At 34.6% G+C, this 12,323-nt stretch carries 15 protein-coding genes; 9 read left to right on the top strand and 6 right to left on the bottom strand.

Annotated elements, in window-relative coordinates:
- The first annotated feature begins 49 nt into the window (after positions 1 to 49).
- From EKM02_RS06990 to EKM02_RS06970, 5 genes are all read left to right on the top strand, one after another.
- Positions 50 to 532, top strand: a complete 483-nt coding sequence (locus EKM02_RS06990) for a hypothetical protein (RefSeq protein ID WP_126453605.1) — start codon at positions 50 to 52, stop codon at positions 530 to 532.
- A gap of 277 nt (positions 533 to 809) precedes the next feature.
- Positions 810 to 1,679, top strand: a complete 870-nt coding sequence (gene lipA / locus EKM02_RS06985; protein ID WP_126453603.1) for a lipoyl synthase — start codon at positions 810 to 812, stop codon at positions 1,677 to 1,679.
- 75 nt (positions 1,680 to 1,754) lie between these two features.
- Complete coding sequence (gene gap, locus EKM02_RS06980) at positions 1,755 to 2,765, top strand: type I glyceraldehyde-3-phosphate dehydrogenase (RefSeq protein WP_126453601.1); 1,011 nt, start codon at positions 1,755 to 1,757, stop codon at positions 2,763 to 2,765.
- A 466-nt stretch (positions 2,766 to 3,231) separates the two neighbouring features.
- Positions 3,232 to 3,528, top strand: coding sequence for an ATP-binding protein (locus tag EKM02_RS06975; RefSeq protein ID WP_126453661.1), 297 nt, complete (start codon positions 3,232 to 3,234; stop codon positions 3,526 to 3,528).
- 20 nt (positions 3,529 to 3,548) lie between these two features.
- The gene (locus EKM02_RS06970; protein ID WP_126453599.1) at positions 3,549 to 3,860 is read left to right on the top strand and encodes a response regulator; all 312 of its coding nucleotides are present in this window, start codon (positions 3,549 to 3,551) and stop codon (positions 3,858 to 3,860) included.
- Between the two features lie 3 nt (positions 3,861 to 3,863).
- Here EKM02_RS06970 and EKM02_RS06965 read toward each other — a convergent pair whose 3' ends face one another.
- Together EKM02_RS06965 and lpxK are read right to left on the bottom strand one after the other, a co-directional pair.
- Positions 3,864 to 4,676: a purine-nucleoside phosphorylase gene (locus EKM02_RS06965; RefSeq protein ID WP_126453597.1), complete on the bottom strand. Its 813-nt coding sequence runs from the start codon at positions 4,674 to 4,676 to the stop codon at positions 3,864 to 3,866.
- Positions 4,648 to 5,673, bottom strand: coding sequence for a tetraacyldisaccharide 4'-kinase (gene lpxK, locus EKM02_RS06960; protein ID WP_126453595.1), 1,026 nt, complete (start codon positions 5,671 to 5,673; stop codon positions 4,648 to 4,650). Before lpxK ends, EKM02_RS06965 begins: the two co-directional genes overlap by 29 nt.
- Before the next feature lie 126 nt (positions 5,674 to 5,799).
- Here lpxK and EKM02_RS06955 point away from each other — a divergent pair, with 126 nt between their 5' ends.
- The 4 genes from EKM02_RS06955 (at position 5,800) to rluF (ending at position 9,488) form a co-directional block, all read left to right on the top strand.
- Positions 5,800 to 6,894, top strand: a complete 1,095-nt coding sequence (locus EKM02_RS06955; protein WP_126453593.1) for a Nif3-like dinuclear metal center hexameric protein — start codon at positions 5,800 to 5,802, stop codon at positions 6,892 to 6,894.
- 3 nt (positions 6,895 to 6,897) lie between these two features.
- Positions 6,898 to 7,677: a zinc ribbon domain-containing protein gene (locus EKM02_RS06950; RefSeq protein ID WP_126453591.1), complete on the top strand. Its 780-nt coding sequence runs from the start codon at positions 6,898 to 6,900 to the stop codon at positions 7,675 to 7,677.
- Between the two features lie 40 nt (positions 7,678 to 7,717).
- Complete coding sequence (locus EKM02_RS06945; protein ID WP_126453589.1) at positions 7,718 to 8,566, top strand: alpha/beta fold hydrolase; 849 nt, start codon at positions 7,718 to 7,720, stop codon at positions 8,564 to 8,566.
- Positions 8,567 to 8,675: 109 nt separating this feature from the next.
- Complete coding sequence (gene rluF / locus EKM02_RS06940; RefSeq protein WP_126453659.1) at positions 8,676 to 9,488, top strand: 23S rRNA pseudouridine(2604) synthase RluF; 813 nt, start codon at positions 8,676 to 8,678, stop codon at positions 9,486 to 9,488.
- Between the two features lie 40 nt (positions 9,489 to 9,528).
- Here rluF and EKM02_RS06935 read toward each other — a convergent pair whose 3' ends face one another.
- The 4 genes from EKM02_RS06935 to EKM02_RS15160 form a co-directional block, all read right to left on the bottom strand.
- Positions 9,529 to 10,914, bottom strand: a complete 1,386-nt coding sequence (locus EKM02_RS06935; RefSeq protein ID WP_126453587.1) for a DUF4173 domain-containing protein — start codon at positions 10,912 to 10,914, stop codon at positions 9,529 to 9,531.
- 52 nt (positions 10,915 to 10,966) lie between these two features.
- The gene (locus EKM02_RS06930; protein ID WP_126453586.1) at positions 10,967 to 11,260 is read right to left on the bottom strand and encodes a winged helix-turn-helix domain-containing protein; all 294 of its coding nucleotides are present in this window, start codon (positions 11,258 to 11,260) and stop codon (positions 10,967 to 10,969) included.
- A gap of 2 nt (positions 11,261 to 11,262) precedes the next feature.
- A complete protein-coding gene (locus EKM02_RS06925) occupies positions 11,263 to 11,877 on the bottom strand; it encodes a hypothetical protein (RefSeq protein WP_126453584.1) in 615 nt (204 codons plus the stop codon).
- Between the two features lie 159 nt (positions 11,878 to 12,036).
- On the bottom strand, positions 12,037 to 12,168 hold the full coding sequence (locus EKM02_RS15160; RefSeq protein WP_255416280.1) for a hypothetical protein: 132 nt from the start codon (positions 12,166 to 12,168) through the stop codon (positions 12,037 to 12,039).
- Positions 12,169 to 12,323 lie beyond the last annotated feature (155 nt).

Raw genomic sequence — 12,323 nt, 5'->3', positions numbered from 1 at the left:
ATCCTTCACTTATGATTTAACTGCTACTTAACCATTAAATCTATGAATTATGTCAAAATTAAGCCTTTACCAAACCAGTTGGATCAACCTTATTTTTCAAGACAAAAACAAAGAGTATGACGCGTATCAGTTGCGCCAGGAAAGTGCCAAAACTTCATTAACGGCACTATTTATGGGATTATTGTTCTCGGTGGCAGTTGTCGCCGTTCCATTGATTATTAGTTATTTCAATCCTCAAAACGGCCTTGTAATTACCATTTCTGAATTTACAAATACCACAGTTCAATTAACTGATATTCTACAAAGCCAGCTTGTAGAAACACCTACACAAGTGTTGTCTGAAATACAAAAACAAACCACAGCAATACCAATTCTAAACGACCAGTTAGCACATCCTGTTATTGTACAGGCTCCACTGGCAAGTCCGAATATTCTAAAAACCACTAATTATACAACCACACCAATTACACCAACTCAAGGCATGGCAAGCACCACCATAAGTACATCCTTTTCTTCGGTACAGATGAATTAAATAAAAAAATATTCCATTCATTTTGAAGCTTTTTTATACCTGATTTTTTTTACGAGTGTACCTTTATCTAATTGAGCTCTGATGGCAGTGGCATCCCTTGCCACCATTTCGAGAAACATAGCAAAAAGCATGGATATTCCGAAAATCAGAACGACTACTTCCTAAGAAAAGCGACTATAGTACTGCCAAAGTATCCGTATCTCTTTATTCAAATAAACAACGAAACGAATCTACAAATAAACTCTATTCCTTATCTTTGTACTTTGAAAATTTAAATATGGAAATAGTTTTAGAAAATACTTTACCAACTGCAAAGCCAAAATGGTTGAAGGTAAAACTCCCAATAGGAAAAAAATACACTGAGCTTCGTGGCTTAGTGGACAAATATAGCTTAAATACAATTTGTGCCTCCGGAAGTTGCCCTAATATGGGTGAATGCTGGGGTGAAGGAACAGCAACTTTTATGATTCTGGGAAACACTTGTACGCGCTCTTGTGGTTTTTGCGGGGTAAAAACAGGAAGACCCGAAACCGTAGATTGGGATGAGCCCGAGAAGGTAGCGCGTTCTATCAAAATCATGAATATCAAACACGCCGTGATTACCAGCGTTGACAGAGATGACTTGAAAGATGGCGGCTCAATCATTTGGATAGAAACCGTAAAAGCCATTCGAAGAATGAACCCCAATATAACACTGGAAACGCTGATTCCTGATTTTCAAGGTATCGAAAGAAATATTGACCGTATCGTAGAAGCCAATCCTGAAGTAGTTTCGCATAACGTGGAAACAGTACGCCGATTAACCCGTGAAGTCCGCATTCAGGCAAAATACGACCGAAGTTTAGCCGTATTACGCTATTTGAAAGAAAAAGGAATTAAGAGAACAAAATCAGGTATTATGCTAGGTCTGGGCGAGCAAGAAGCCGAAGTTTTTCAAACCATGCGGGACTTACGGGAAGCCAATGTGGATATTGTTACAATAGGCCAGTACTTGCAACCCAGCAAAAAACATTTGCCGGTAAAAGAATTCATAACACCCGATCAATTTGCAGTATACGAGAAATTTGGTTTAGAACTAGGGTTCCGTCATGTAGAAAGTGGACCATTAGTTCGGTCCTCTTACAAAGCACAAAAACATATATTATAAATAGTTTCTTCGTTTATTTGTTTAATCGGTTAACCAAATAAACGAATAAACGAATAAACGAATAAATGAATCCATTTGAAAACTAGAATAGCCATAAATGGTTTTGGAAGAATCGGCCGGAATTTATTCCGATTACTTTTAAACCATCCCTCAATAGAAGTTGTTGCCATAAATGATATTGCCGACAAGAAAACGATGGCCCATTTAGTGAAATATGATAGTATTCACGGAGTGTTACCCTTTACGGTCAGCGATGATGAAAAAGGAATTCTGATAGACGGAAATCATTTTTTGTTTTTCCATGAAAAAACCATTTCCAATCTAGACTGGAAAAGTATAGACATTGATTACGTAATCGAATCCACAGGTAAATACAAGACTTTTGAAGCGCTGAATGCCCATATCTTGGCTGGGGCTAAAAAAGTAATCCTTTCCGCACCATCAGAAGTAGACACTATCAAAACAGTCGTTTTAGGTGTCAATGACTGTATACTTGACGGAACGGAAACCATTATATCAAATGCCAGCTGTACTACCAATAATGCCGCTCCAATGATCAAAGTAATCAATGACCTTTGCGGTATAGAACAAGCCTACATTACTACGATTCACTCGTACACCACAGACCAGAGTCTGCACGACCAACCACATAAAGACTTACGTCGCGCCAGAGGAGCAAGTCAATCTATTGTACCCACGACAACAGGTGCTGCAAAAGCGTTGACAAAAATATTTCCCGAGTTTGAAGGCAAAATTGGCGGTTGCGGCATCCGGGTACCTGTCCCTGACGGCTCCTTGACTGACATCACATTCAATGTAAAGCGCACAGTGACAATACAAGAAATAAATGCCGCCTTCAAAAATGCTGCACAAACTACTCTAAAAGGTATTTTAGATTATACCGAGGACCCAATTGTTTCAGTTGATGTCATTGGCAATAAAAATTCTTGTATATTCGATGCTCAACTCACTTCGGTTATTGATAAAATGGTAAAAGTAGTTGGATGGTATGATAATGAAATTGGTTATTCATCCAGAATAATTGACCTAATACTATTAACAGAAAATAACCACAAAAAAATTTAATTACAAATCAATTATTTTTTTGTTTTTATTATTTTTTTTTACTCCTCACTGCTTCCTCAATCTATAGAGAAAACGGGCAGTATTTTATATTACACTAGTTTAAGGAACTCCAGCATTCAAACTAATAATTACAAAGAAGCACTGCTACACACTCAAAAAGCAATCCTTTATGCGACTCGAAATAAAAAAATAGAAGATCAAGCACTTCAGAATTATAATCTGGGTAAAATTTATTTTGGTTTAAAAGAGGTTGATAACGCCATAGAAACGTTCTCTAAGAGCGCGACTTTATTTTCAAGTTTTAAACCCCTCTGAATACCATCAATGGAATTACCCATTTGTTATTGGTAGAAAACCCAAATGAAATTTAATCAACAATGCGCTAAAATTTACACAAAACGGAGCCGTACACGTAATTACCAAACTACACTCTTTGTAGAATGAAAATGCAACTTTATATTATGAAATTACTGATACCGGAATTGGAATCCCCGAAGATAAACTGGCAAGTGTTTTTGACAATTTTTCCCAAAGTTCCATAGAAGTAAATCGAAAATATGGCGTCACGGGGCTAGGATTAATTATTATAAAAAAATTAATTAAAATACTGGGTGGCCAAATTAAACTAAAAAGTACTGTAGGAGAAGGATCTACATTTTCATTCCTGCCGGACTTTAAAATAAGTGAGCAACCGTTACAAGAGGAAACCAAACCAAAAGCAAACTATGATTCTAAATTATTATATAAAAAATACTTTTGGTAGAGGACAATAAAATTGACCAAATGATCACTAAAAAGATGCTGATCAATAAAGGAATCATTTGTGAATTAGTTGACAATAGGGAAGATGCCATTGATTTAGTTCGGAAAAACAAATTTGACTTGGTTCTTATGGACGTTCATTTACCTGGAATCAACGGCACGATCGCTACAGAATTAATTAGAATATTTGATAAAACTACACCCATCATTGCCCTTACGGCGATCTCATTGCATGAAAACCGCGAAATGCTCTTGTCTTTTGGAATGAATGAAGTCATTACAAAACCGTTCGCCCCAGAGGAATTTTACATAACAATCGCTGAATACATCTAATCATTAATAGTTTAAAATCAATTCTTTAATAAGACTCCTCACTTGCGGTTCAGCTTTTTTTGCTGCTTCCAATACTTCATCGTGTGAAATAGTGCCAATACTTTCTTCATTACCCATATCCGTAATTACAGAAATTCCAAAGGTCTCCAGATCCATGTGACGGGCCACAATTACTTCAGGAACGGTTGACATCCCAACACAATCTGCACCAAGAGTCTTGACCATTCTATATTCAGCCAAAGTTTCAAAAGTAGGCCCTTGAAGCCCCAGATAAATTCCTTCATGAACCTCGATATGAAGTTGCCTAGCTAATTCAGTCGCTTTTGCAATCATTTTTCTCGAATACGGCTCACTCATATTTACAAAACGAGGTCCAAAACGTTCGTCATTTTTCCCACGTAAAGGGTGCTCCGGCGTCATATTGATGTGATCCGTAAGCATCACAATAGAGCCTACTTTATAGGCCGGATTCACACCGCCTGATGCATTTGAAACCACTAATTTCTCAATCCCTAAAAACTTCATCACTCGCACCGGAAAAGTCACTTCAGTCATCGAATAGCCTTCATAAAAATGAAACCGTCCCTGCATGGCCACTACTTTCTTACCGCCTATTGTTCCAAAAACCAAGGCCCCTTTATGACCTTGTACCGTCGATACAGGGAAATTTAAAATTTCATTGTAGGGCAGTGTATATTCTACCTTCATTTCATCGGTAAAACTCCCTAATCCTGATCCTAAAATCACACCATATTCTGGCGTAAAATCAATTCTTTGCTTAATGTAATTAACGGTTTGCTGTACTTGTTCCCACATAATCTGTAATTGTTTTATCAAAATTTTCACTCCCGGAAATAAAAGTACTTTTTATAGGCAGATAAAAGAGTTGTCCGCTTGGTAAACTTCCTTTCAATCGCATATAATCTTTTTCGGTAGTGATAATCATGTTGTTTTGAGCTAACTTTTTAATTTCTAAAATGTCTTTATCGGTAAAATTATGATGATCCGGAAAAGACAAACAGACCTCATTAGTATCCTTAAAATAGGCGAAAAATGGTTCCGGTTTTGCAATTCCTGCCACTAGTACCTTAGCAGCATCTTGAATTTCATTCCCTTTAATCTTTAAATTTTCCCCATAAATATAACCATCGTATGCTATAAAAGTAAAGTATAATTCTTGATTTGTCGTAAGATTCAATCTCTTTTTAATATCTTCCTGTTCCTCTGATGAAAGATTAAAAGGGCATTTGGTTACAATAATCACGTTTGCTCTTGCATCTCCGCTTTGGCTTTCGCGTAAATTCCCGGTTGGCAACATACAATCATCCGAATATAAATCACCATAAGAAGTCAATAAAATATAAAAACCCGCTTTTACTTTTCGATGTTGAAAAGCGTCATCAAGCAAAATCACTTCTGGTTTTATGGATTGCGAAAGCAATTGCTCTATTCCATTTTTTCTGTCGGCATCAACCGCAACTTGAATCGATGGGAATTTTTGATAAAACTGAAAAGGTTCATCTCCCAAGGTTTCTGCATTCGAAGTGGCTTCTGCCAAAATAAAACCTTTAGATTGCCTTTTATAGCCTCTACTTAGTGTAGCAATTTTATATTTATCCGAAAGAAAGCGAATCAAATATTCAATTTGGGGCGTTTTTCCGGTTCCTCCAACACTAAGATTCCCAACAGCAATAATAGGCAATTCAAACGAGTATGATTTTAAAACCCCTTTATCGAAAAGAAAGTTCCGAATACACGTTACTAGACCATACAAAACGGCAAAAGGGAATAGTAATTTTCGAAGTAAATTCATTTTACGAAAGTAGAATAAATTATCTTTGATTTAAAAATCTAACACAGATTTCACAAATTTTCGCAAATTAAAAATAACTTTGAATCTGTGTATAAAAATATATCTGTGTAAATCAGAGTCAAAAATATGAAAATCAAAGAAATAATAGACGTACTCGAAGAAATGGCGCCACTCGCCTATGCTGAAGATTTTGACAATGTAGGACTATTGGTTGGCGATCAGGAAACGGAGGCTACAGGTATTTTAGTTTGCCATGATGCTTTAGAAAATATAATTGACGAAGCGATTGCAAAAAAATGCAATCTGGTGGTTTGTTTTCATCCCATCTTATTTTCTGGATTGAAAAAAATAACGGGTAAAAACTACGTGGAACGCGCTGTTATCAAAGCCATAAAAAATGACATAGCTATATATGCCGTTCACACTGCGCTGGACAATCATCAGGAAGGTGTAAATAAAATGTTTAGTGATGCATTAGGATTAATACATACAAAAATCCTGATTCCAAAGCAAAACTTCATTCGGAAATTAGTAACCTACACGATTCCTGAAAATGCGGAAGAAGTACGAAATGCCCTCTTTGAGGCAGGAGCGGGAACTATTGGAAACTATGAAAACTGCAGTTTTAATTCGGAAGGAATTGGAACCTACATGGGAAACCAGCACAGCAATCCGCAAATTGGAGAACGATTTGAATTTGTACAAGGAAACGAAATCAAAATCGAAGTCACTTTCGAAAAACATTTGGAAAACAAAATCCTGAAAGCCTTATTCAATAGCCACGCCTATGAGGAAGTGGCCTATGAAATTTATGAATTGCAAAACCAACACCAAAATATTGGCTTAGGCATAATAGGCGAATTAAAAAATCCCATGAATGAAAAAGAGTTTCTGCTTTTTGCAAAAGAAAAAATGGAGTGCGGCGGAATTCGACATTCCGGTTTTACAGGTGCAACAATTAAAAAAGTAGCTGTGCTTGGCGGAGCGGGAAGTTTTGCCATAAAAAATGCAATTCAGGCCGGAGCAGACGCATATTTGACGGCCGATTTGAAGTACCATCAATTTTATGAGGCCGAAAACAAGTTGCTTTTGGCCGATATAGGACATTTTGAAAGCGAACGCTATACAAAAAATTATATTGTTGAGTATCTTCGGAAAAAAATCCTTAATTTTGCAATTATTTTATCAGAAGAAAATTCAAATCCAGTTAAGTACTTATAGAATATGGCGAATACGAAAGAATTAAGTGTTGAGGACAAGTTAAGAGCAATTTATGATTTACAACTTATTGACTCTAGAATTGACGAAATCAGAAACGTAAGAGGAGAACTTCCTTTAGAAGTAGACGATTTAGAGGATGAAGTTGCAGGTTTAAGCACCCGTTCAGAAAAACTGAAAGGAGAACTCGAAGTTGTTGAGGATCTAATCAAAGTAAAAAAGAATGCAATTGATGAGCACAAAGAGTCCATCAAAAAATATACTAAGCAACAAGAAACGGTTCGTAACAACCGAGAATTTAATTCGTTGACTAAAGAAATTGAATTTCAAGAATTAGAAATTCAATTGTCTGAAAAACAAATTAAAGAAATGAAAGCTTCAATCGAACACAAGAAAGAAGTAATTTCTAGTTCTAAAGAAAGATTAGAAGCTAAATCAAATCATTTAAAGCATAAAAAATCAGAGCTAGACGCCATCATGGCTGAAACAGCTAAAGAAGAAGCATTCTTAACTGAGAAATCACAAGAATACCAAGCTTTAATAGAAGAAAGATTGCTAAAAGCATACACTAGAATCCGAACAAGTGTTCGCAATGGTTTAGCTGTTGTTTCTATCGAAAGAGGAGCCTCTGCAGGATCTTTCTTCACGATACCCCCACAAACACAGGTAGAAATTGCTTCCAGAAAAAAAATCATTACTGATGAACACTCCGGAAGAATATTAGTCGACAGTGTATTGGCTGACGAAGAAAAAGAGAAAATGGAACAATTGTTTTCTAAATTCTAATTATAGTTAAGTCCCGATACCAATCGGGACTTTTTTTTTTATGAAAAAAACACTTTATTATCTGTTTACTAAAACTATTGGATTATACGTAAATTTATTAAGCTACGTATTTCTTGACAAGGCAACCCAACTTGCTTATTCTCTTTTTAGCGAACCCCGCGAAGGCAGGCTTACTGCTGCAAAACTTCCAAAAATACTACAAGAAACAGATGCGGAAACTTTTCAGCATAACGGACACGACATTCAAACCTATACTTGGAAAGGAAATAATACTGTAATACTCCTCGTGCATGGATGGGAAAGCAATGCCTCCCGCTGGAAAAAAATGGTGCCTTATTTAAAAAAATCCGGTAGTACAATCATAGCAATCGACGCTCCTGCTCATGGCTTATCAAGTGGAAAGGAATTTAATATTCCCCAGTATGCTAAATCTATTGATTTTATAGTTCAAAGATTTAAACCGCAATACCTAATTGGTCATTCCTTAGGAGGAAAAACCTGCTTGTATTATCAATCTGTTTATCAAAACAATACTATTGAGAAAATGGTGATTTTAGGATCTCCGAGTGATTTCAAAATTATTCTCGATAATTATACTGCCATGTTAAGTTTAAATTCTAAAATTTCAAAAGGACTTGAAGCACATTATCTAAATCATTTTAAACTAAAACTAGAAAAATTCTCAGCCAAGCATTTTGCAACTAAAATAAAAACAAAAGGATTAATCGCTCATGACACAGATGACACTGTTGTTTTATTTGAAGAAGGAAAAAAAATAGCCAACACCTGGAAAAATTCTATTTTTATTGAAACGAATGGGTTAGGGCATAGTATGCATGACGATGAATTATATAAAAAAGTCTCTCACTTTTTATTTGAAACGGAGTAGCACAAACCTCAACAGAATATTAGGATCGTTATGCCATTTCTGCTTCGTCCAAATGACAAAGATTATACAAAACTGGTATAACTATTTCCAAATTCATTACTTTTGCATCATGGAAGAAAATCTAAAACGCCTCAATAAATTCATAGGAGAAACCGGGTATTGCTCTCGTCGCGAAGCTGACAAAATCATTGCAGAAGGTCGTGTAACACTCAATGGAGTCGTACCGGAATTAGGAACCAAAGTTTCTCCCCATGATGAAGTGCGTATTGACGGTAAACTAATCCGTGAGCAAAATGAAAAACCTGTTTATCTTGCTTTCAACAAACCGGTAGGAATTGAATGCACTACAAATCTGGAGGTTCGCAATAATATTGTAGATTACATCAATTACCCCAAACGTATATTTCCTATAGGACGATTGGACAAAGCCAGTGAAGGATTGATTTTCATGACCAATGACGGCGATATCGTCAATAAAATATTACGTGCAAGAAACAATCACGAAAAAGAATATACCGTAACAGTCAACAAACTCATCACCGATCGTTTTATCGAGAAAATGGGAAATGGCGTGCCTATTTTAGACACCGTCACCCGAAAATGTAAGGTAGAAAAAATTAGTTCTACCATTTTTAAAATCGTGTTGACACAAGGTTTAAACCGTCAAATTCGTAGAATGTGTGAATACCTGGGGTATGAAGTTACGGCATTAAAACGCATCCGAATTATCAATATTTCGCTGGACATTCCTGTGGGTCGTTTCCGTGATTTGACTGATGCCGAAATCAAAGAATTAAACGAACTCATCGAACCTTCAATCAAAACCGAAGAAGCCAGTTTACCAAAAGTAGAAGTACCAAAAAGAAGAACGGAATTTATCAAAAGAGATGATCCTAGATTTAAAGGACGAGGCGATTATTAAACAAAAAAAATCCCATTCACATCTGAATGGGATTTTACTTTTACTTACTAGTTACAAATTCATAATACAACGCTTTAGACAAAAAAGAATTGGATTGCATGCGACTAATTTCCTTCTCTCTTGTAAGTTCAATGTATTGACCATTTAAATTATTTCGTAAAAAATAGGCTCTACGTATTTCATCATTAAAATTTAATCCGGATAAAAACATAGGCTCTACCCCTTTGTTTACTGAAATGTTATAATTTGTAATTAGATTCCCCCAATTCACAAAACTGCATAAAAGAATCGTTCCGTAAAAATACCAAATCATTTGACTGAAAAGATAGGCATTCGTTTTTTGATTTATAATTTTTAAAAAGGTAAAAATTAATCCAATAATTGCCAAAATCAGAAAAGCAAATACACCCACTCTTTTATAGGTAAAACCAAAATTAGAAATATATTCGGAGTTTTTGATGAGCGTACTAATAATTAAAATTCCATTTAGAAGAATCCAAATTTTAGCTAATCGTTTCAAATTATTTGCTTTTACATCAAAATTAAATCCTCCTTTAAAATAAAACAAGACCACACCTACCGCCATAACGATAGAAAAAATGACAGCATTTACTCTTTCGTGAGTAGCTGCGCTTAATGTGGATGTTTGAATTGTTTCAAAAAACTGCTCGTAGTTATAGGTCGCTATAAACACCAAAAGCATAACATTCAAAAGCACTAAGGTAATCTCGCCACTCTTTCTTTCGAAATCCAAATCAAGAAATGAAAATGAATTTAGATTTTGCATTTTGGCTTCATCCTTAAAATCATTGTCCAGTAAATCATTCTTTTTATAACAAACCTCCGGAATCCAATAATTCCATAAAGTGAATGAAATAAAAAAACCTAAAACGGTCAGTACAAATACTTGCCAAGGATCTATATCTAAATAATAATCAGTAAAGAAAGAGGAAAAATGATCGCTTCCAAAAGAATATACAATTAAGAATAACCCAAGAAATAGGAATGGAATAACAAAATAAGCAATCAGTTTTTTAACAAAACCGTTGTTTATTTTTGGCTTAGGAAGATATTGGCTGAACATAAATATGCGCCCTAACGAAGCGATTCCGTTGATAAACACCAAAGGAAGAGCCTGTAACAATTTAAGTTTTGGCTCCTGAGTTTTGAATTGTAAAAAAATAATCGACAAAGCCATGGCAAAAAATGATGAAAGGTCTCCATACCAGGCAAATGCAAAGCAAGACATAACCGATGTCACTACTAAAAGCAAATGCATCCTGCTGGTGAATTTCTCTTGAAAAAAATAACATATTAAGGCGGTTTGCAACATCCCGAAAATGGCCCAATTGAGACCCAAATCCTCGTTGTAAAAAAGCAGTGTAAAAACCAAACTACTGGTTAAAATAAAATGTAATTTTTTCATAATAAAAATTTAAAGTACTTTTTAATTCAAAGTAATAAGTTAAAAAAACGAGTTATTTGGATTTGATTAATTTTTCAAGACTATTCAAGTGCGAAACAAAAGCAACTCTACCCCTATTGGTAACACGATATGAAGTTTTTGGTTTTTTACCGACAAATTCTTTTTTTATTTCTATGTATCCTGATTTTTCTAATGCTGAAGAATGACTGGCTAAATTTCCATCTGTACTATTCAATAACGATTTCATTTCGGTAAAATCAATCCAGTCGTTTACCATCAGAACAGACATAATGCCTAATCTGACTCGACTTTCGAAGCTTTTATTTAATGTGTCAATGATTCCCATTTCTATTTATATTTTTTGAACATAACTAATCCGTATAGAACATGCAAAATTCCAAATCCTATTGCCCAAAAAACAAGTCCAAATCCAAGATAAAAAAGGGAAATACATCCTAAAATAATCTCACATATACCCAAGTATCTTATATCCGAAAAAGTATATTTTCCAGCATTAACAAGTGCTAAACCATAAAATAATAAAGTAACAGGAGCAATTAAAGCAAATAATTGATGATATAAAAGTGCTGTACAAAATACGCCTCCAACTAATAAAGGAATCGCTAGATTTAGTACCATCTTCTTTGTAGTAGTAGTCCAAACCGGCAAATCAAACTTTTTACTTTTTCTCAAAGTAAAAAACATACCGGATCCCAATGCTAAGATCAAAATCACCAAAGCAATGAAAACTAATTCGGTTATTAAATCATAGCTATACATCTTTTGACTACCATCAAAATATTCAATACCATTATTTTTAAACAATTGATACACATAAAATGATCCCGCTAATGCAAATAACCCGGCAAATACTCCTGACAGGCCACTTAATGAAATAAATCTGGAAGAACGCTCCATCATGGAACGAATATGCGATAAATCTTCTTGATGTTTTTGGCTCATAAATAAAGTACTTTGGAATACAAAGTTAGTTATTATTTTAGATTTTAAAATATAAACCGATTTAATTTTAATATAATTTACAGAATAAATGTTTATTAAATGGAAATGTCTTCTATTTAAAGGAAAAGATTAGTGTCAAAAATTTCGTTTTCTACAAATCTATTTTGAGCCCGCATCCCAACCTCTTTTAATCGAACCAATAGTAGAATCCCAGTCGTAGATTGTTTCGGTAATAAAAAAGGTAGCAAATCCTAAGAAAAATATTTTTATATCTCTATTTGTAATTTTCATTTTTATTGTATTTAATAATTTTTCTCAACATATAAACTATTCTATCAAAGACATAGAAGAAATAAGATTATAAATATTAATGACGTTATTTTTTTATAATTTCCATTCAACATCAACTCTTCAAAATAAAAAAGGAGGTTATCAAAATTAACTTT

The organism is Flavobacterium sp. RSP49 (assembly GCF_003968735.1).
In the GTDB taxonomy this organism is placed as follows: domain Bacteria; phylum Bacteroidota; class Bacteroidia; order Flavobacteriales; family Flavobacteriaceae; genus Flavobacterium.
Note: the sequence above shows the minus strand (reverse complement) of the source record. Positions and strands in the feature narration are given on the sequence as shown.